19 protein-coding genes are annotated in these 21,406 nt (G+C 41.2%); 10 read left to right on the forward strand and 9 right to left on the reverse strand.

The window, feature by feature from the left end:
* Window positions 1-822, reverse strand: coding sequence for an SDR family oxidoreductase (locus AC1DYB_RS12840; protein ID WP_477435407.1), 822 nt, complete (start codon window positions 820-822; stop codon window positions 1-3).
* 105 nt (window positions 823-927) lie between these two features.
* Between AC1DYB_RS12840 and AC1DYB_RS12845 the strand changes: the two genes are divergently transcribed.
* Window positions 928-1,461 carry a lipocalin family protein gene (locus AC1DYB_RS12845; protein WP_295713424.1) on the forward strand — a complete coding sequence of 178 codons (534 nt, stop codon included), beginning with the start codon at window positions 928-930 and terminating at the stop codon, window positions 1,459-1,461.
* On the opposite strand, the gene AC1DYB_RS12850 is transcribed toward AC1DYB_RS12845, so the two are convergent.
* From AC1DYB_RS12850 to AC1DYB_RS12860, 3 genes are all read right to left on the reverse strand, one after another.
* Window positions 1,458-2,069: a NanQ anomerase/TabA/YiaL family protein gene (locus AC1DYB_RS12850; protein ID WP_477435409.1), complete on the reverse strand. Its 612-nt coding sequence runs from the start codon at window positions 2,067-2,069 to the stop codon at window positions 1,458-1,460. The two genes, AC1DYB_RS12845 and AC1DYB_RS12850, sit on opposite strands and share 4 nt — an antisense overlap.
* 194 nt (window positions 2,070-2,263) lie before the next feature.
* Window positions 2,264-3,742 (reverse strand): OmpP1/FadL family transporter, encoded by a 1,479-nt coding sequence (locus AC1DYB_RS12855; RefSeq protein WP_295713430.1) that lies wholly within the window; start codon window positions 3,740-3,742, stop codon window positions 2,264-2,266.
* A gap of 18 nt (window positions 3,743-3,760) precedes the next feature.
* Window positions 3,761-4,669, reverse strand: a complete 909-nt coding sequence (locus AC1DYB_RS12860) for a hypothetical protein (protein WP_477435411.1) — start codon at window positions 4,667-4,669, stop codon at window positions 3,761-3,763.
* A 96-nt stretch (window positions 4,670-4,765) separates the two neighbouring features.
* On the opposite strand from AC1DYB_RS12860, the gene proS reads away from it, so the two are divergent.
* From proS to AC1DYB_RS12885, 5 genes are all read left to right on the forward strand, one after another.
* A complete protein-coding gene (gene proS, locus AC1DYB_RS12865) occupies window positions 4,766-6,238 on the forward strand; it encodes a proline--tRNA ligase (RefSeq protein ID WP_295713436.1) in 1,473 nt (490 codons plus the stop codon).
* 144 nt (window positions 6,239-6,382) lie between these two features.
* Window positions 6,383-6,751: a four helix bundle protein gene (locus tag AC1DYB_RS12870; protein ID WP_477435414.1), complete on the forward strand. Its 369-nt coding sequence runs from the start codon at window positions 6,383-6,385 to the stop codon at window positions 6,749-6,751.
* Window positions 6,752-6,848: 97 nt separating this feature from the next.
* The gene (locus tag AC1DYB_RS12875; RefSeq protein ID WP_477435416.1) at window positions 6,849-7,988 is read left to right on the forward strand and encodes a cystathionine gamma-synthase; all 1,140 of its coding nucleotides are present in this window, start codon (window positions 6,849-6,851) and stop codon (window positions 7,986-7,988) included.
* Window positions 7,989-8,065: 77 nt separating this feature from the next.
* Complete coding sequence (locus AC1DYB_RS12880) at window positions 8,066-8,902, forward strand: TIGR02757 family protein (protein ID WP_477435418.1); 837 nt, start codon at window positions 8,066-8,068, stop codon at window positions 8,900-8,902.
* 495 nt (window positions 8,903-9,397) lie between these two features.
* Entirely contained in the window at window positions 9,398-11,398 is a 2,001-nt protein-coding gene (locus AC1DYB_RS12885; protein WP_477435420.1) for a KUP/HAK/KT family potassium transporter, read from the forward strand.
* Between the two features lie 70 nt (window positions 11,399-11,468).
* Here AC1DYB_RS12885 and AC1DYB_RS12890 read toward each other — a convergent pair whose 3' ends face one another.
* Together AC1DYB_RS12890 and AC1DYB_RS12895 are read right to left on the reverse strand one after the other, a co-directional pair.
* Window positions 11,469-11,753, reverse strand: coding sequence for a hypothetical protein (locus AC1DYB_RS12890; RefSeq protein WP_477435422.1), 285 nt, complete (start codon window positions 11,751-11,753; stop codon window positions 11,469-11,471).
* A 140-nt stretch (window positions 11,754-11,893) separates the two neighbouring features.
* Window positions 11,894-12,952: a nucleoid-associated protein gene (locus AC1DYB_RS12895; protein ID WP_295713456.1), complete on the reverse strand. Its 1,059-nt coding sequence runs from the start codon at window positions 12,950-12,952 to the stop codon at window positions 11,894-11,896.
* Between the two features lie 227 nt (window positions 12,953-13,179).
* Here AC1DYB_RS12895 and mnmE point away from each other — a divergent pair, with 227 nt between their 5' ends.
* On the forward strand, window positions 13,180-14,604 hold the full coding sequence (gene mnmE / locus AC1DYB_RS12900) for a tRNA uridine-5-carboxymethylaminomethyl(34) synthesis GTPase MnmE (protein ID WP_477435424.1): 1,425 nt from the start codon (window positions 13,180-13,182) through the stop codon (window positions 14,602-14,604).
* Between the two features lie 276 nt (window positions 14,605-14,880).
* Here the strand turns inward: mnmE and AC1DYB_RS12905 are convergent, their stop codons facing one another.
* Window positions 14,881-16,623, reverse strand: coding sequence for a tetratricopeptide repeat protein (locus AC1DYB_RS12905; protein WP_477435426.1), 1,743 nt, complete (start codon window positions 16,621-16,623; stop codon window positions 14,881-14,883).
* 698 nt (window positions 16,624-17,321) lie between these two features.
* Here AC1DYB_RS12905 and AC1DYB_RS12910 point away from each other — a divergent pair.
* From AC1DYB_RS12910 to AC1DYB_RS12920, 3 genes are all read left to right on the forward strand, one after another.
* Window positions 17,322-17,894 (forward strand): hypothetical protein, encoded by a 573-nt coding sequence (locus AC1DYB_RS12910; protein WP_477435428.1) that lies wholly within the window; start codon window positions 17,322-17,324, stop codon window positions 17,892-17,894.
* A 365-nt stretch (window positions 17,895-18,259) separates the two neighbouring features.
* Complete coding sequence (locus AC1DYB_RS12915; protein WP_477435430.1) at window positions 18,260-19,111, forward strand: helix-turn-helix domain-containing protein; 852 nt, start codon at window positions 18,260-18,262, stop codon at window positions 19,109-19,111.
* A gap of 293 nt (window positions 19,112-19,404) precedes the next feature.
* The gene (locus AC1DYB_RS12920) at window positions 19,405-20,106 is read left to right on the forward strand and encodes an alpha/beta hydrolase (protein ID WP_477435432.1); all 702 of its coding nucleotides are present in this window, start codon (window positions 19,405-19,407) and stop codon (window positions 20,104-20,106) included.
* Window positions 20,107-20,336: 230 nt separating this feature from the next.
* Here AC1DYB_RS12920 and AC1DYB_RS12925 read toward each other — a convergent pair whose 3' ends face one another.
* Window positions 20,337-20,777, reverse strand: a complete 441-nt coding sequence (locus AC1DYB_RS12925; protein ID WP_477435434.1) for a GNAT family N-acetyltransferase — start codon at window positions 20,775-20,777, stop codon at window positions 20,337-20,339.
* 143 nt (window positions 20,778-20,920) lie between these two features.
* Window positions 20,921-21,355 (reverse strand): carboxymuconolactone decarboxylase family protein, encoded by a 435-nt coding sequence (locus AC1DYB_RS12930; protein WP_295721549.1) that lies wholly within the window; start codon window positions 21,353-21,355, stop codon window positions 20,921-20,923.
* Window positions 21,356-21,406: the final 51 nt, after the last annotated feature.

Here is a 21,406-nt window from a genome sequence, read left to right on the forward strand (position 1 = left end):
CTATTGAATACCGGTATTAAATTGATAATTCAATATCGGCTCCACATGTACACTTTTAACAATCTTCCATTCCTTTAATTCATGAATAAACTCCGGTTTTTCAAATCCTGAATTTAAGGCGGCGCTGGTGTAAAAAATAGATTTTGCAGGATGATTCGGCGAGCAGCCATTGAACAAATACGCAAAAGCATTTTTATCGATAATGGCCCTGGTTAATCCGATGCAATCATTCAAATGTATCAGGTTTACTGGTGCCTCTCCGTTGGGGATATCTTTTTTACCCGCAAAAAATCGGCCCGGATCGCGTCCTGGTCCTATCAATCCTGCAAAGCGGATAATGGTAGTTTTAAACGTTTCCTCTTCCCTGAAAAGGTTTTCGGCAGCAAATAATATTTTACCGGCTTCGGTATTGGGTTGCGGTGGTGTGTTTTCGTCAACCTCCATATTCAAATCGGCATAAACACCGGTAGAGCTGATGAACACTATTTTTTTAACGTCATGTTGGTTTATAGCGTTGATGATGGCCTTGATCTTATCAATAAAATTTGCTCCCTGGCCCGACCGCGCTTTTGGCGGAATAGCAATTAAAAGTACATCGCAATTGAAAAATTCGGCATCGTAAGGTTTATCATCAACAGACAAATCGATCAAATACGGTTCAATGCCATCAGCCAAAAGTAGCTCCATTTTTTGAGGGGATGTGGTTGATCCTTTTACCTGTATACCATCATTGATCAATGTTTTGGCTAATGCCTGCCCGTACCAGCCGCAGCCTAATATGCTGATGACTTTTTTATCCTGAAATGTGGCTGTTGTACCCAATTTTAATGTTTTGTGGCAAAGGTAATTAAATATTTCAGGGAGGTGCGAGGGGTAAATATGTGCTTATTGTTTAAACTTTTTGGGTGTACCGGGCGTTATGGTTGTATGAAGAAAGAGATTTTGGCAACTTCTGTTGTACTGGGTTTGGCTGCATTGGCACTGCAAGCCCGGGAAAAACCATTGGAAACTGTTAACTATGTCGACCTTAAAAAGTACCTGGGTACCTGGTTCGAAATAGCCGCTTTCCCTCAACCTTTTGAGAAGGGGTGCTCATGTACCTCGGCAACTTACGGATTAAATAAAGATGGCAGCATCATTGTAAAAAATCGCTGCATAAAAAATAATAGCCTTAAAGTAACTGAAGGAAAAGCTTTTGTTACTGATAAGGGCACTAACTCCAAGCTGGCCGTTCAGTTTTCCTGGCCTTGTAAAAGCAAATACTGGATAATTGATTTGGCAAAAGATTACAGCTATGCTGTAGTCGGGCATCCAAACCGCAGATTTCTTTGGATTTTGAGCCGCCGCCCAACACTGGATGATCAAACTTATAACCAACTGGTGGTACGCGCAGCCAACAAAGGGTTTGATGTAAGGCACCTGGAAAAGACAGAGCAGATAGGTGATCTATCGGGCTTTTAATCTGGTAAATTTACTACCCTGATCTTGATAACCAGCTTTTTAACGGTATCATAACCATTAACTTTGACGTTGGGGCGGTGTGCATCACCCGGAAAAAACAGGAAAAACGCATTTGGCGCGGCAGTATAAAATTTGCCTTCAAAGTTGTAATGAATTATATCTTTAGCAGCATCGTAAGGCTCGGTTACTGCGGCGCTATCAACAGGCGCTATTCCTACTTTTTCTTTACCCCTGATCACATATTGAAGGTCAATATAGTTCTTGTGGGATTCCCATGCCGATTGCTCAAATGTTTTTGAAGGTGCTTCGGTTACTGATGCGTACACATTTTCGCCATCAATGGAGTATTTGCCTGGAGCTATGAGATCGAGGTTACGATCGCGTAGAAAATCAATCGCCTTATCCCAGGCAGCTTTATTGGCTTTATATTGTTTGGCAAATTCAAGTTCGTTGGCCGTTGAATGCAGTGAAATCTTTAGCCCATTTTTCCATATGCCACTTTTAACCCATTGATGTGCGGCTTTGGCCGTTAAGGGTTGCTGTTGCGCGTTGGATACAGCTCCCATCAGCATAAAAACAATGATTAAGGTAACATGCAGGTTTTTCATAATGGAATTGAATAATTGGTAAGAGCAATTTAATACTATCCTTTTACAAAATGAAAAAACTATTATTGGGGGATATTAATTGTCTTTTTTAAAGTATTTTATCCATCAAAACGCCGGTCGGCTATCCAGTTTTAAATATAAAAAGCCTTCCAGGATTACCGGAAGGCTTTTTAAAAAAAAATATTTTTGGATAATTAAAAGCTATATCCTAAAGTAAGGAAGGCATTGTTATTTGTCTTTTTTAAATATGCAGATGGGCTTGCAGCGGCTATCTCATATGGGTAAACAGTTTGCGAACCACTTAAATGTGCATAGGTTGCATCTACATAATAATTACCAAACCTTACACCAATACCACCGGTTACTGTTTTAATATCGCTACCATTTTGTTTAAGCGGGCTTCCCTGTATACTGTAACCACCACGCAGGTAAAGCATGCTGTTTAAACGGGCTTCGGCGCCAACATGCGCGTTAATGGTTGAGCGGTAAAGCGCTTTAATATTGCCATTGTCAAAATCGGCAGTATAACTATCATTACTGCTGATGTGGGTGGTTTTATAGTCAATATAATCTACGTCGCCGGATATGAAGCCGTATTTGCCAATAAAGATAGCGGCACCACCGGTAAATTTAAAGGGTGTACGCATATTGTAGGATAAAGAATAATCCTGCGGACCGTTTGCAAAAGCGCTGCCATTATTAAATTTGGTTGCAAGGCTTTCATCGTAAGAGTCATCGATACTATAAAACGTTGGCGAAGTAACTGTAAAGCCTAAACGGAGGGTATTAACCGGTTTATAAATTAAACCCAGCTTAACATTACCGCCAGAACCCTTGGTGATCTGGTCCTGAACAAAGCCCGAATTAAAGCCAACATTTGTGCCGATATTATTCACCAGTATGTTTGCGTTACCGGTTTCGTTAAATACGCTGTATGAGTTGTACCTGATATCTGATAACGACAAACCTAAACCTAAATACAGCTTGTTGCTGTAATTGGCTCCAAATGCAAGGTTTACTTCTGACTGGCCTCCAGAACGTATGGTATTGCTTAACTGGTCAACCGTGCCAAATGCATTCCTGCGGTATTCAGATCCGCCTCCGGTAGTACTATAGCTATCTATCAGGTTTTGCTGGTAAGCCCAATCGTCAAGTCCGCCCTGGTTTACCTGGCCATTTGCATTGGCAAGGCTGGCATAGTAATCACCAATAGAGTTTGATGCGTTTTTACCGCCATAGGTTATGTTTTCGTAAAAGTTATTGGTGCGGCTGTAGGCAGCTCCATAATTAAAGCTTAACCATCCTTTTGTTTTGTCGCGGCCCTTTGGTGTATTCAATCGCTGGTAAATTACTACCGAAGCGTTATTGAAATTAAGGTTGCTTTTGCTGTCGGTGCCAAACTGGCCAAGGTAAGTTGAGTTTACCTTTGAGCCATTAAACTCGGGCGTTATGCTTATTTCCGAGTGGGTGAAAAAACCAAGGCCTGCAGGGTTTCCACTTATCGAGCTTAGGTCGCCACCAACAGCTGTCCCTGCATTGCCTATTGCTTTGATGCGCGAAGTTGACCCCGTTTGAAAGGTGCTGAAGCGGATGGCATCCTGCGAATATTGCGCAAAACTATCTTTTGTAAATGCTACTATAGCAATTACACTGAGTAAATATTTAATCTTCATAGATATAAGCTGATAAAATTATGGTCTAACTGGTCTGCCGCCACCGCCGCCACTGCTTGAGCCACCACCGCTGCTTGAGCCACCGCTTGAACTTGGCGAAGGTGATTGTGCAGGTTGTGAACGTTCAACACTTTGTGTTGCCGGCCTGGTATCTTGTTGCCTTACCGGGCGCGAATCGCGTGAGTAACTGCTATTGCTGTTATTTGAATTGCCGCGGGTGAGGCCGTCAGTAGTCCGGTTTGCTCGGCCACCTGGTATATAGCCTATACCTGTTCTTGAGCTTTGCGCCGGGCCGCCAACACGGGTGCCACGACCATAAGCACTATTTGCCGGTGTACCACGGCCACTTAAAGGGCTGCCTGTGCCACGAACCGGGCGTGGCGTACCCGATGATACATAACCACCGCCGCCGTAACCGCCGCCACCATAAAAGCCGCCGCCGTATAAACCACCGTAGCCTCCATAACCGTATCCGCCGTATCCAGAGCCAAAACCTAAGCCCCAGCCACCATAACCATATCCTAAGCCCCAGCCACCATAGCCGCCGCCGTAAGCATAAGGAGAGTAGCCATAGCCATAAGGGCCGTAATTAAAACCTAAGCTAAAGCCGTTATTGAAATATGGATTACTGTAACCGTAATATAAATTATCATAATAACTAAACGGAGAGTAGTAACTGAAACGGTTTATGCGCGATGCATAATCATCATAGTAAAAGTAATCATCATCATCCTGCTGATCTTGCTGATATTCATCCCCATTTTGATTGTAAACAGGCTGTACAGCGTAGATAGGCTCATCGCCCGCCTTGGCATTTGAAAAATAAACGTCATCATTATTGGCGGTAGTAGCCAGTTTTTGAGTAGAGCAGGAACTCAGTGCAAGGGCACTGATGAGAAAAATTCCTATTGCAATGTTCCGTTTCATATACAGGTTGTAAAAGTTCGGGTTCGAATAAGTTTTAAATTTATAAATTTGAGCGCAATATACAATAATTGCAAAGTCAAATTCTATCCAATCAATATGAGCAAAGGTGTTATTAGTAAAGACGAAGATTATTCGCAATGGTTTAACGACTTAGTAATTAAATCTGACATGGCCGAATATTCGCCGGTTAGGGGCTGTATGATCATTAAACCATATGGGTATTCTATATGGGAAAAGATACAGGCCGTGCTTGATCAGATGTTTAAAGACACAGGGCATAGCAATGCTTATTTCCCGTTGTTGATACCCAAATCCTTCTTTAGTAAAGAGGCCAGCCATGTTGAGGGTTTTGCTAAAGAATGTGCTGTTGTTACACACTATCGCCTAAAAAACGATGGCGACGGAAATATTATAGTTGATGAAGATGCTAAACTGGAAGAAGAGCTGATCATTCGCCCAACATCAGAAACCATTATCTGGAACACCTACAAGGGCTGGATCCAATCATACCGCGATTTGCCCATCCTGGTTAACCAGTGGGCCAACGTAATGCGCTGGGAAATGCGTACCCGTTTGTTTTTGCGTACGAGTGAATTTTTATGGCAGGAAGGCCATACCGCTCACGCTACCGCAGATGAAGCTATAGCCGAAACGGAGCAAATGCTGGAGATTTATTCGGATTTTGCCGAGAACTGGATGGCTTTGCCTGTAGTAAAGGGTCGCAAAACGCCTAATGAGCGTTTCGCAGGTGCTTTGGATACCTATTGCATAGAGGCATTGATGCAGGATGGTAAAGCCCTGCAAGCAGGTACATCGCACTTTTTGGGGCAAAATTTTGCTAAGGCTTTTGACGTAAAGTTTACAACCCGCGATAATAAACAAGATTTTGTTTGGGCAACCTCATGGGGGGTATCAACACGTTTAATTGGTGCGCTTATTATGGCCCATAGCGATGACGCCGGCCTGGTATTGCCTCCAAAGTTAGCTCCTATTCAGGTAGTTGTTGTGCCGATATATAAACATCAGGAAGAGCTGGATAACATTGCAACATTTGTTGCCGGCTTAACTAAGGAATTAAAAACCAAAGGAGTATCGGTTAAATTTGATAAACGCGATACCCACCGCCCCGGAGCTAAATTTGCAGAATATGAATTAAAAGGCGTTCCGTTGCGCGTTGCCATTGGCAGCCGTGATATGCAGAATGGCACCGTTGAGCTTGCACGCCGCGATACCAAAACCAAAGAAACTGTAAACCAGGATGGTTTGGCGCTGCATATTGAAGCCCTGTTAGAAGAGATTCAGAATAATATTTACAAAAAGGCATTCAATTTCAGAGCGGAGAATACCACCGAGGTTGACACCTACGAGGAGTTTAAACGCATGCTTGATGAGCAGCCTGGTTTCCTGAGCGCCCATTGGGATGGTACGCCTGAAACGGAGCAAAGGATAAAAGAGGAAACTAAAGCGACAATCCGTTGCATACCTTTGGATAACAAACTGGAAGAAGGTAAATGCATTTTGACCGGTAAACCATCGACGCAGAGGGTTCTGTTTGCGCGGGCATATTAAGGCTGGTGAGTGGTTGATTGGGTTGATTAGGTGAGTGGTTTTTTGGAGAAAGTTGCTTTTGAGCTATTTATCCCTATGAATTAAATTTCTTATAACTTTATCAACTACTTAACCTAATCAACTATTTACCAACTAACTTAAAACATGGCTTCATTTACAGATCTTGAAGTTTGGAAGCAATCAAGAAAAATCAGAGTATCAGTTGCTGATCTTGCAAAGAAGTTCCCTGTTGAAGAAAAGTATAGATTAACAGACCAGATCATAAGGTCTTCACGTTCTAATGGTAATAATCTGGCCGAAGGACACGGTCGGTTTCATTACCAGGATAATATTCGCTTTTGTATAATGGCAAGAGGCTCGTTAACCGAAACACTTGATCATTTGATTATAGCACTTGATGAAAAAATAATAACAAACGAGATAATGCAATCATTTCAAGCAGAATATGAAAGCTGTTTGAGATTGATAAGCGGTTATATTCAATATTTAAAAAGTAAGAAATTAGAAGGGTAGTGGATGGTTTATGACGTGGCTTACCAAACCAACCACTCACTTAATCAACCATTCACCAACTACTCACCTAATCAACCCAATCAACCACTCACCAAACATGAAATTCGCAACTAAAGCTATACACGCAGGGCAGGAGCCCGATCCAACTACAGGCGCTATCATGACGCCGATATACCAGACATCTACCTACTGGCAAAAATCGCCGGGCGATAATAAGGGTTATGAGTACTCACGTGGTACCAACCCAACCCGCAAGGCGCTTGAGGATTGTTTGGCAGCATTGGAGAATGCAAAGTTTGGCCTGGCCTTTTCAAGTGGAATGGGTGCTACCGATGCGGTAATGAAATTACTGGCACCGGGCGATGAGGTGATAACCGGGAACGACCTTTATGGTGGTTCATACCGTATTTTTACCAAGATATACGCCAACTACGGCATCAAATTTCATTTCCTTGATCTTTCTGATCCCGAGATCGTCCGCCAGTACACCAACGATAAAACTAAGCTGGTTTGGATAGAAACGCCTACCAATCCCACCATGCAAATTGTGGATATAGCGGCTATCGGCGAAATAACCAAAGAGAAAAACCTGCTTTTTGTAGTTGATAATACCTTTGCTTCGCCATACCTGCAAAACCCTATAGATCTTGGTGCCGATGTAGTAATGCATTCGGTAACCAAATACATTGGCGGCCACAGTGATGTGGTCATGGGCGCCCTGATGCTGAACGATGAAGAGTTGTACAAAAAGCTATGGTTTATTTATAATGCCTGCGGTGCTACACCAGGTCCTATGGACAGCTTTTTAGTGCTTAGAGGCATAAAAACATTGCATTTGCGTATGAAAGCCCATTGCGAAAATGGCCGCCAGATAGCAGCATTTTTAAAAACGCATCCAAAAGTAGAAAAGATCTACTGGCCTGGCTTTACCGATCATCCAAATCATGAAGTTGCCAAAAAACAAATGCTTGATTTTGGCGGCATGATCAGCATCGTGCTAAAAGGAGCCGATCTGCAGGAAACCTTCCGCATAGCGTCATCTTTCAAAGTGTTCTCACTGGCAGAATCTTTAGGTGGTGTGGAGTCTTTAATCAATCACCCCGTAAGCATGACGCACGGATCTATCCCCAAGTCGGAACGTGAAAAGGCTGGTGTGGTAGATAATCTTTTACGCCTCAGCGTAGGGGTAGAGGACATTGAGGATTTATTAGAAGATTTGAAACAAGCGTTGAGTTAGAATCAAGAGACAAGAGTCAAGAATCAAGAAGGGAAAAATCTTACCTCTTGATTCTTGACTCCTGATTCTTTGTAACTATGATAGAAAACATTAAGTCCTTTCTCGACGCCAAAGTTGCCCAATATAATCGCCCGGAGTTTATTGAGAACGACCCTATCGTGATCCCTCACCTGTTCAGCAAAAAGCAGGATATCGAGATCATGGGTTTTTGGGCGGCTACCCTGGCCTGGGGCCAGCGGGTTACCATCATAAAAAAATGTAAGGAATTGATTACATTGATGGATGGTGCACCACATGATTTCATCATCAACCACGAAGAAACTGACCTTAAAAAGCTGCTGCACTTTAAGCACCGCACGTTTAATGATATCGATACGCTGTATTTTATAGCGTTTTTCAGGTACCATTATGAAAAGTTTGAATCTTTGGAGGATGCTTTTTTACCGCAGCCCCCCAGCCCCCTGAAGGGGGAGCAAGCGAAACTCCTGGTAAATCAAGAAACTCCCCCTTCGGGAGGGTTGGGGGTCGAAGATTATCTCAACCATTTCAGGAAATATTTCTTCTCTCTGCCAGATTACCCTCATCGTACCCAAAAGCACGTATCATCGCCCTCGCAAAAATCTACCTGTAAAAGGCTTAACATGTTTTTACGCTGGATGGTACGCAAGGATGATAACGGTGTAGACTTCGGTATCTGGAATCACATTAATCCGGCCGATCTCATCTGCCCGCTTGATTTGCACGTCGACCGTGTATCCCGCAAACTCCTCCTTATCACCCGCAAACAAACCGACTGGCAAACCACCATTGAACTAACCCAAAGGCTAAAACAGTTTGATCCGCTCGACCCGGTGAAGTATGATTTCGCTTTATTTGGATTAGGTATTGAAGAGCGGTGGGGAGTGCAGTTTTAGGAGCAGTTTTCATCTCTTTCTCTCCATGCGTCGTTGCGAGTGATGAAATTTCGCGAAACTCCGAAGGAGAAATGATGTTCTAAAAAGGCTGTCTTGCTGAGCCTGTCGAAGCATGCGGGCAAAGGCCTCTGCGCGCAACCCTTCGACAGGCTCAGGGTGACAAGCCTTTTTTAGAATGTACATACGTTAAATGACGGGTTTTTTAATTAATTTCTCAATCAAAACTTTCGTATCAAAATGATAAAACCTATCAAAATGATAGGTTTTATCATTTCAGTTATAATTGCTTTTAAATGTGCAAGTATTTGTAATATAGATGTTTACAAAAATAAAACCGCGGCAGGCATGTGTTTTGGCTAAGCGATTTCATCAATAAAATTAGTTTATGGTGATAATATTTCCTGTTGCTGCTGCAAAAAAACCAGAAAGGCTGGCAATTGCTCAATACGCAGCGGGATCGCCACGTTCCCAATCCCCTATTTTTTATCTTATTAAATGAATTCGCACGTTAAGCACCTCACTTTTGCGGGTATGATAGTTACCCTCGGTATCATTTTTGGCGATATCGGTACATCCCCCCTTTATGTTTTTCAAACCCTGCTGGTTGAGGGTGGTAAGGTTAACCAGGATCTGGTTTTAGGCTCTATCTCCTGCATCTTCTGGACACTTACGCTACAAACCACCTTTAAATACATTGTGATAACCCTGCAAGCCGATAATAAAGGCGAGGGCGGTATTTTTTCCCTGTATGCCCTGGTAAGGCGATATGGTAAGTGGCTGGCTATCCCGGCTATTATTGGAGCAGGCACCTTACTGGCCGATGGTATTATTACCCCGCCTATATCAGTAACGTCCGCTATTGAGGGGTTAAACCTGGTTCCGTATTTTTCAAGTGTTATTGTGCCGGGTAATAACCTTATTTTATTAATAGTTATCGTTATCATCATATTGCTGTTCTTTTTTCAGCAGTTTGGCACCAAGGTGGTGGGTGCGGCTTTTGGGCCGGTGATGCTGATGTGGTTTTTAATGCTGGGAGTTTTAGGTACCATCCAGGTAATGCATTACCCAAGTATATTTAAAGCATTAAATCCTTATTACGGGGCGCATTTGCTTATGGATCACCCTAAAGGTTTCTGGTTGCTGGGCGCGGTATTTTTATGTACCACAGGTGCCGAAGCTTTATACTCCGACCTTGGCCATTGCGGCCGGAAGAACATCCAGGTAAGCTGGATATTTGTTAAAACTACCCTTATCCTCAATTACCTTGGGCAGGGTGCATGGGTGTTGTCGCAGGCACCAAGCAAAAACTTTACCGGGGTGAATCCTTTCTTCGAGATTGTGCCTCACCAGTTTTTGATACCGAGCATTGCGCTGGCTACTATGGCTACTATCATTGCCAGCCAGGCTTTAATCAGCGGATCGTTTACCCTGATCAGCGAGGCTGTGAGCATGAACTTTTGGCCGCGGATAACCATTAAGTACCCATCAAACATTCGCGGGCAGATCTATATCCCCAGCATTAACTGGATTTTGTGTGTTGGCTGTATTTTAGTTTCGCTGTACTTTCGTACCTCCAGCGCCATGACAGCTGCTTACGGGTTTAGTATCACTATAGCCATGCTGAGCACCACTATTTTAATGTACTATTTTATGCGCTATGTAAAGCACTGGCCTGTATGGCTGGTAACTATTATATTGTGTGTGTTTTTAACGGTCGAATTCTCGTTTTTTGTAGCCAACGCGGTTAAAATATTAAAACGTTTATTCTTTGTTGGGTTTGAGGTAGGATTGATATTTACGATGTACATCTGGTTTAGAGCCCGTAAGATCAATAACCGTTTCCTGAATTTTATTGATATCAAAGAGCAATTACCCCTGTTAAACGCGCTTAGCGCCGATACTACCGTTAATAAATACGCTACCCATCTTATTTACCTTACTAAAGCCAACAACGGCAAACAGATTGAAGAAAAGATCATTTACTCTATAATGAGCCGTCGCCCTAAACGTGCTGATACCTACTGGTTTGTGCACATTGAACGTACCGACGAGCCGTACACCATGGAGTATAGCGTAGACCAGATAGAGCCCGGCAAGGTGATCCGCATTGAGTACCGCTTAGGTTTCAGGATACAACCCAGGGTGAACGTGCTGTTCCGTAATGTAGTGGAGGATATGGTGAAGCGTCAGGAGATAGATATTACCAGTCAGTATGCGTCGCTTAATAGATATAAAATAGCGGCCGATTTCAGATTTGTGATCATGGAAAAATTCCTGAGCTATAACAACCTGTTCAGCGTGAGCGAAGGCTTTATTTTGAACAGCTACTTCGCCATCAAAAAGCTGGCCCAGTCAGAAGCTAAAGCATTTGGTCTTGATACCAGCGAAACCCGGATTGAGAAAATACCGTTGGTGGTGAAGCCGGTGAGTAATTTACACTTGAAAAGGGTGGAGCCCGTTACTTACGGAGCAAGTAGTTTGGTTGAGGTAGAATAGACCTTTACATAAATCAGGCTTACAGGATATGATATTCTGTAAGCCTGGTTCATTAAGGCTATACAAATGTTTAGCTTTTTCTTTGTTCAATAATAATATCCGGGTTGTTTTCAACCCGTTCCATACGTACTAATTTACCATCTACAAAATAGTAGTACATGTTTGCTGTTACTGTTTTACCGTCACTTTCAACAGCCCTTTTATAAATGGATCTTCCCCGGGATGCCTCAACTAAGGCTAAATTGTATTTTTGAGAAGCGGTAAATTCATTTTCACTCATTCCTATAGCGTAATTGGGGACTTTGCAGCTTGCAATAATAAATAGCAGTGATAAAATAAAAAGTGATTTTTTCATTGAGATGTTGTGATTTGGTTAACTAAAAATTGTTTCGGTATTATGGGTAGGACTTGGAACAACAAAAAAGGTTTATCAGATTAGATATTTTTCTGATAAACCTTTGTGGTTTTAGTTTAGTTTATTTGATAAGCGTATTCCTACGCTTCCTCTTTAAAAAATACCTTATAAAAGTTCATATTCTTGCCATCATCAAAGCCCTTTTCAATGAGTTCTTTATCTCCATGGATATAGATGTGGAAGTTTTTATCAAGCTTTAATACGCTTTTATAATCGCGGGCTTGTTTCTTTACGGCGTTGCCTGATATTTCGAAGGTGTTGGCGATTGGGCTGTCAAAATCCTGCTCATACTGATTTTTGAAGTTTTTGAATGATTCTATGGCTTCCGGGTTGCCAATTACCTCGTTGCCAAATTCATCCATATCAAAGGTTTCTTTTTCTTTGAAATATTTCATGGAGCGGTTAAGTAGGTCGATTTTATCGGCCTTGCTCATTTCAAACTGGTCGTCGAGTTTTTGGGTAACAAAGTTTTTGTAGATGCCCAGTGTATTACTGGTTTGATTATAGCTATCGTTCCGGATCTTGAGCTGTAGAAACTCATCTTTCCAGTATACGGCGGCATCCTGGCCACCATTGGTTTTATCAACCACTACTACTTTATAACCGTTTTCTTTTTCGATATTAAAGATCAAAACGCCCTTATCCAGTTTGTTGATATTGATGGCATCCTGTTCATAATCAACCTGGAAACCACCCTTATCCGGGTAAACTTTCAGGTAAGTTTCTTTATTTTCTGATTTAAATATGCCGATGGCATCCAGCGGGTTGCCCTCAATTTGAACCTTGTTAAAGTATACCACGTAAAGTTCGCCACCTTTAATGTTAGGGTGGGTGGTTACTTTAAACAAGTGTTTGGCTATCTTTTCAGATGCCTCATGAAATTTCTCTTTATCATCAAATGCCTGTGTGGCAAAATGGTGCAGCTCGTTAAGGGCTAGATCGCCGCTGCTGTGCATCAGGTGATAAACCTCGTTAACCTTTTCAAACGGTTTTAAAAAATACTGCATCAGCAGGTTGGGGATAATATCATCCTTCAATTCCAGCGGATTATCTGATAAAGAGTACATCTCATCCTGCAATGGGTTGCCAACATGATGTACCGAAATAGTATCGAGCGAAGCTTCAAAAAAAGTTACCATAATTTGCGCAAAGCTAAAGCTTTTTAGCCATTGGTTACTGTTCATTCGTCATTTGTTGAAGCGTCATTAAGTCATTGAAAAGTAGTTCATTTGGGATGGTTCATAGTTGATGGTAATTTGTTTTACTTTTGCATTCTGAACCGGAATTCATCGAATTATAGAATTATAAGAAATTTAAAATTCTGAAAATTCTATAATTCTGAAAACTTAGGTTCAGATAATTAGCTATGGATAATCAAAACTCAGCAGTCACTCACCACCCACAACAGGAAACAATAGTTGCCCTTGCAACGCCAAACGGAATTGGCGCTATCGCGGTGATCCGCCTTTCGGGGCTGGATGCCATTGCTATAGCCAACAGCGTTTGGAAGGGTAAGGATTTAACAAAGCAGGCTTCGCATACCATTCATTTTGGTCATATTGTAGATGGCGACCTGGTATTGGATGAGGTACTGGCATCATTGTTTGTGGCGCCGCGATCATACACCCGCGAGAATGTGGTTGAAATTTCCTGCCATGCGTCAGGTTACATTATCGAGAGTATTATCAAGTTGTTTATCAAAAAAGGGGCACGCTCTGCAAAGCCCGGTGAATTTACCCTAAGGGCGTTCCTGAACGGTCAGCTTGATTTGTCGCAAGCCGAAGCTGTTGCAGACTTGATAGCCTCCAACTCCAAAGCATCGCAACAGGTGGCACTACAACAGCTTAGGGGCGGCTTTAGCACCCAGCTGCAAACCCTGCGCGAACAGCTGGTAAACTTTGCCTCGCTGATTGAACTGGAACTCGACTTTGCCGAAGAGGACGTTGAATTTGCCAACCGCGACCAGCTGAAACACCTAATCCATGAAATCACCAAAATAGTAGGCCGGCTCATCCAATCGTTTGAGTTGGGTAACGCCATTAAAAATGGCGTAAATACGGTTATTGCAGGCCGGCCAAATGCAGGTAAATCAACCTTGCTTAATGCCTTGCTAAACGAGGAACGAGCTATTGTAAGTCATATCCCGGGCACCACCCGCGATACCATTGAGGAAGTTTTAAATATACAAGGCATCAATTTTAGGTTGATAGATACAGCCGGTATCCGCGAAGCTACAGATGCTATTGAGCAGATAGGAGTACAGCGCACTATGGAAAAAATAAGCCAGTCGGCATTATTGATCTATGTGTTTGATGCCGAACTTATCACCTTAGACGAACTTAAAAGTGATTTGGAAAGTCTGCAGAAACCAGGCGTGGGCATGTTAATGGTGGCCAATAAAATGGACCTGTTAGATGAGGATATACTGAAGTTGGAAAACATCCAGGCTTTTTTCACTACCTCGGGATTGCCCGATATGCAAACCACTTTTATATCGGCCAAGGAAAAACTGCATATAGACGACCTCAAGAACAAGATCTACACCACCGCTATCAAAGATCAGCTCAGCGGAGACGAAACCCTTGTAACCAATATTCGCCACCTGGAGGCTCTTCAAAAAACCGAAGAAGCACTAGTAAGAGTTTTGGGTGGCATAGATGGCAGTATCACTTCTGATTTCCTATCGATGGATATTAAGCAAGCCCTGCATTACCTGGGCGAAATTACTGGTGTGGTAACTACCGATGATCTGCTGGAGAATATATTTAGTAAGTTTTGTATCGGCAAATAGTCGGAGTAACTTATTGATTTTCAATTAGTTGTAAGCTAAAAACAGAAAATAAAAATCACTGTTTTATTTTATAAATATCATGATATCAGGCTTTTATAAATAAAACCATTCGGTATATTTATGCTTTATATTACTATTTGAAAGTAATTTCGTTGTTTTTTTGGTTCCCACGATGAATAACTGTTGGGTAAAAATAAGTCACCGGTGTTTCCAGCAAAAATGTACCTGTGTGCTATATAGTTATACAGTCTTGATTTTTAAAGCTTAGTTAATTGATCAAAATACAGGTTTGTCAATGGCCGCATCTTTTATTTTCCAGGCGGCTGTTAACTGCTTTTCTACTTTGTTCAAAGCGAAGTCATCACCTGTGTTCTGATAAGCCAGCTTAAGCCCGGTCAATGCCCAACCATTATTAGGGTGAATAGCCAAATCTTTATTTAATACGGAGATTGCCTCCCAATACCTGCCGGTTTGTAATAACAGGTCTCCCAAATATTGCCTTGCAGGTATAGGCCAGTCACGGGGCTCGTTATAAATGAGTTTATCTTCAGCAGTTACCGCCTTTTTTAAGATATCAGCAGCAGAAGCATAACGTTTTTGCGTTTTTGCTATAACACCTTGCAGGATAAGCTTAGCTACCCCTGCGGCTTGGTAAGCAGAACTGAAATTATCAATAGGTATCTGTAAGGAGGCGTCGTGCATGTTAGCATTTAGTAGTTGCAATTCCTGTTCGGCCCTGGTCGAATTGTTTTTGGCACACCAGGCTAAGCCTTTTGAAAAATGTAATAGAATGGAGGCATAGGCAACGGTATCGATAGGTTTGATTTTCAGGATATCATCCCATTTACCAAAACGAACTAATGTTAATGCGGGCTGCATATAAATGTATTGAAAATAATTGCCGTCCCCGCCTTGGAAAGATAAATAAGCGGAAGGTATGATCGCTTTAAGGGAATCGGAAGTATTAATAGCTGTTTTATAATTACCCCCCATTTGCGCGCAGTTAATTTTTAAATGCAGGTTGTGGATCTGGTATAATACAGCCCCGTTTACCACTGGGGCATATTGTTTCAGATAAAGATCATATCCCCGGATTGCTGCCTCATTATCCTTTATTCCCCGCTGATAATCGCCCGTGCGGATATAGATGTGCGAGGGCATATGAGTGATATGCGATACCTGTGGCATTAGTGTATCCAGTAGATAGGCGCTTTTTAAAGCCATTTGCGGCGTAGCGGATGCCTCCATGGTATGGATATAGTAATGATTTGCGCCGGGATTTTTTGGGTTAATAGCGAGTGCTTTTTCTAACAGGATGCGTATCCGCGGTGTCCATGGCCTGGGTATAAAATTAGCTCCATACAGATCCCAAGGGTGTAATAATAGTAAAGCATCTGCATAAAGCGTTACTATATCGGCGTTTTTGGGGTATTTGGCATAAACCAGTTGCATAGCCTTAGCATAGCTGGTTCTCAGCTTCTTTACGCTGATGGTACTGTCCATACTGTAACGCTGCTGCATCGCTTTAATGAGTTCTTTTTCCAGTGGAGAACAAGAAAGGCTGAAAGTATTTGCCCGAACAGAGGCTTCATAAGCACCGGAGGGAGGAGTATAGCCATTAGGATAATTAATAGTGGGGCCCATAGCCAGTGATTTGCCATACCAGGCCATTGCACACTTTGGGTCAAAACGGATTGCTTTGGTAAATGATGCGATTGCCTCTATCGAATGAAAAGCATAATACATGCTTATTCCCTGGTTGAAGTAAAATTGAGCACTGTCAGACGCTGTTGTAATTTTCCATTGATAGTTACCCCAGCCTTTTAATGCCGGAATAGCTGAACCCGTGTCTGCAGCGTTATAAGCTGAACCACATACGGCAACACGCCTGCCGGAATCCTTAAACGAAAACTGTTTTGATGGCGCAACTTCCTTCAGATAATTGTAATAAAAAGATTGTGCAACAAAAAAAACTGCGACTAATGCAAAGGTTATTATGAACGTATATCTTAATTTCATTTGAATTGTTTTTGCAGGGTTTACAATGATTCAGCTTTGGATCTTCTATAAGACAAAATCCTCCTCGTATGATTGTAGAAGGGTTTTAGATTTTTATGATAAAGTTAGTTAAAATACTGTTTTATAGATGTTTAATTGATAGTAAAAAAAGATGCATAAAGGGCGGGCCTGATTTATTATTAAGTTGGGGCGGATTTTTCGTGCTGCTATACCAGTATTCTGCGTTAGGAATTTTACCTTCTTTACGGTGTGTTTTGTGTTTTCAAATAATCAAACTCATAACTTACCGATAATCATTGTACAGATATTTTCTGTATCGGCAAAAAGTCGGAATAACTAATTGATTTTTTAATATTTATGATTTATTTGCAAGAATAAAAATCTTGTTTTATATTTATAAATAACAGATTTTCAAGCAATTGAAAATTAATTCCGTTGGTGTATTTTTGTTACTGATAGCTGTTTTTTTGATGCTTGAAAACCAAAAAACAATCCGTTTTTATGAAAGAAACGAAACTAATAATTGGCATTATATCTTTAATAATGTCGGTTTATTTCTTTTATACAAGGGAAGATGTCGTGACTACGATTTTTAGCAGGGGCGTAAAATATGCCGAATTGGGATTGCTGATACTTCCCTTACTTTTATTTGTTATTGGGCTTTTTTTAATATTCTACAAAACTAAACCAAAACTCAAATGAAAAAGCTAATTCTTGCCGCACTTCTGTGTATTTCGATAGTAATGCCATCTTTTGCTCAGGATAAAGAACAACCAAGCTTTTTGAGCAGTATTAATAATTTCTTATCATGGATAAAAAATCTTGATAGTGCAATTAATTCAATAAACGACAAGGAGAAATTACGCAAAGTTTATAGGTTAGTTGGGTACATCAATCTTGATCTTGATAATCTGCAGGGAGAGAATTATATATTCGCCATTAGTCTAAATAAGGCCAAAATCGATCAAGAGGACTTAAAATCTCAACTGACACAGATCACGAAAGACAATTCGAAACTGACGACTGAGTTAAATAGCCTGGCCGCCATACTAAATCAAACCAGTATTGATTTTAATGTAAATGGAGTAAGAAACCAGTTAGTAGGCTATTCAATGGTTGATCTTAGCAACATTGATAATGAATTGAATAAACAACTTATCGACAAAAAGAAAGTGCTCGTTGAAGCTAATCAATGCAAAGCTACAATTGAAAGTGTGAATATCGCATTAAGTAAAATGCGGGAAAAAGTTTTATTGGAATTGGCAAAATAGATATCTACCCCGCTAAAATTAAAAAGTCGGCTATAGGCTATTTAGCTATAAAAGGCTAGACTATCTGACGACCATTTCTTTACGCCTATTGTCAGTTAATGATGGGATTCGCTTAGCGAGACGGATGGATACGTTTCGTCTCCGGGCATGGCTATCTGTTTCTTCGGTACTAAATTAGTGAAAGGCCCTGCGACTGGTTATTATGTTATGGCAAATAACAGTCTGCAATACCTTCGTTAGTCAATAATGCCGATAAATTGTAAATTAGATCTGAGTTTTCAAAAGGTGGGCCCGTCAGGTCTAAATTGTTAGCTGCCAACGGCTCATCGCTGATCCTGAATTGAACTTTATTCGAAATTGTTGCGATGAATAGAGATAAAATGCATGTTCCCACGGTCGTCCTTGATGAGGTAAAAGCCCATGGAGTGCAAATAGTAAATTACAGCAAAATTGACACCGATCATTTTGTCAGGGAGCCTCATAGAGATACCGACTACCTTTTTACTTTTGCATACCAAGGATTCTTAAAACTAATCGTTGACTTCCAGGAGATCTTCATTCCGAGAAAATCAATCTATTTTATCCTCCCCGGACAGATTCATCAGCACGTGGATTCAGAAGGGGACATATGGCTTATCGCGGTTGATGCTTTTTTAATTAGCGATGTGTTTAAGTCAGTATTAAATGAAAGCTGTTTTGCTCAGGTTCCGGCATCTATAAGCATTACTAAAGCAGAGCGAATGAGATCTTGTCTTACCTTGTTTGCAGATATTTTACAGGATTTCTGTAATAACTTATTTAAACAACATATCAAGCGCGGCTTCATTGATGCAGTTGCAGGTATGTTTACAGAAGAGTTTGCAGTTTTACAGAAGAATGATAAAAAAGACTCGAGAGCTGTTGCCCTGACCAATGAATTTAAAAGCTTGTTGTTTCTTAACTATAAACGCTTAAAAAGTCCGTCTGAATATGCACAGGAATTGAAGGTTTCCACCCCTTATTTAAATGAAGCGATAAAATTAACATCTGGTCGGACTGTAAGCTATTGGATTCAACACATGATTATCATAGAGGCCAAGCGTTTATTATTTTATACTGATAAAACTATAAAAATTATAGCTTACGAACTCGGTTACAGTGATCAGGCTTATTTTACCAGGATGTTTACCAAGGCCGAAAAAATCTCACCCCAGGTATTCAGGAACAAAAACCGCTAATTGTCCAAAGGTTTCTTTCTTTCCTGCATTGTTTGGGCGCGGTACTCTTTGTTGCTTTGTACTGCCAAGCAATGATCATTAGCCAGAGGCAATAAATAATAGATTAAACAACCATCAAATGAAAATTTTTACTAAAGCAAGCGAATAGCTATCATCTTATTTAGTATTGGCCGCAAAAAGAGCATCATGGGAAATAATTACAATTCTTCGGGAAGTTCTTGCATTCCCCATCATTGGCTTAAGCGGCATCTTTGTATTGTTAAATCATTCAAACAATCATAACTCACAAAACAATGAAAAACTCAAATGTAAAGAATGTAGTGCTTGTTCACGGTGCATTCGCTGACGGTTCCGGCTTTAAAGCACTTTACAACGAATTAACTAAAAAAGGGTATAACGTATCCGTTGTACAAAATCCTTTAACCTCACTTGAAGACGATGTTTTGGCAACGCATGTTGCTTTAGACAGGATTGGCGGCCCTGCAATTCTTGCCGGTCACTCGTGGGGCGGTGCCGTGATCACCGAAGCGGGCAACCACCCTAATGTTGCTGCCCTGGTTTATATCGCGGCATTCCAGCCAGACAACGGCGAATCTGCCCTGCAATGGCTACAAACAGCGCCACCTGCACCTGAGAACGGCGTACTTCCTCCGGATGAAAAAGGTATTGTTTATTATGACAAAGATAAATACCACGCAGGCTTTTGTGCTGATATTGATGCGGATGAAGCGGCGTTTATGTATGCCTCACAGGGAGCATTTTATGCCAAAGGCTTTGTAAGCCCGATTACTGACGCAGCCTGGAGGCATAAGCCAACTTATGGCCTGATTGCTACCGAAGATAAAAGCATTAACCCTGAGATACAAAGAAATATGTACAGCAGGTCGAATACACAGGTAACCGAAGTTAAAGGCAGTCACGTGATCTTCATGTCGCAGCCTGAGATTGTTGCAGGCGTCATTATCGAAGCCGCTGAAAAAGCATCAGCAGTTTAATTTACATTTTTGTAGCTTTATTTGATCCGTATGCCGGTAACGGCATACGGAATTTTTGTTTAAGCGGATGGGTAGATGATTCGTCAAAGACGAAAAATCTCATTAGAAATAAAACTCCGTATCTTATCGCTATCAGGATATAAAAAACAATAATCCATGGAAGACAAAAGAGGGTACCTTTCAAACACCCCTCTTTTAAAATCAAACCCTTCAAATTCCCAATATTAGTGCTACTTTCTTAAATCACAGGAGAGATGGAGCGCGGTGAGTTGGAAACCATTGTTCAGATACAACTTTTGTGCTGTATTATTATTGAAATTTGTATCAAGCACTACGGCATCTTTATTATTTGATATGGCAATAGCTTTCACGTGTTTTAATAGTTGAGAGGCCAGGCCTTTTCCCCTGTAAGATTCCAAAGTGCAGAGATCATCAATATAAATTATATTACCACTGTGCAGGGAAGTCATGATGCGGTATCCTGCAAATGCGACAACCTTGTCATTATCCATAATCCCGGCGATGCTGTACTTTTCATTTTGCATCATCTCTGAAATAATGGAAGACCAGTTATTTTTATTCAGATGCGGCCTTAACAAAAATGCGACTTCCCAGCATTGTTCAATTTCAAAATCGGTCTTGATTATTTTAACCTGATATGTATTATCCATAATTGTTTGTTTGCCACAAAATTAGGCCACCAACGTGGATGCTAAATATGCCAAATACAAAATAAAGGGTGGCCCAGCGAACTTAAATATAAAAGCAAAGCCCTCGGTTAGAGGGCTTTCATTATCGATATCCAGCATCAACGTTATGCTGGTATTAGGTTGGTTGTGATGCCAATCCTGTTCCATGCATTAATAGTAATAATGGCTAATATTACTTGTGCCAGGTAAGTTGCCTCCAGTACTTTAGCTGCCTGCTCATACGTTTCATCTTTTACATGATTGCTAATTAAAGTAACTTCCTCGGTCAGGGCTAATATTGCACGTTCTTCTTCCGAAAAAAACGGAGTGTCGCGCCAGGCGTTGAGCGCATAAATGCGTTGTTCTGTTTCGCCGGCTTTACGGGCATCTTTAGTGTGCATATCAATACAAAAAGCACATCCGTTTATTTGCGAAGATCTGATTTTAATCAGGTCTTTATGTTTTCTTGTCAGTGGTGTGCTTTCAATGAATTTTTCCAGTCCAAGAATTGCTCTGTATCCTGCCGGCTCAGTTTTTTCAATGTTAATTCGTGTTTTCATTGCTTAAAAATTTATTTGTTTGAAACAAAATTAGAGCAATAACAGGGATGT

The sequence above is a fragment of the Mucilaginibacter sp. P2_A4 genome, from assembly GCF_056405015.1.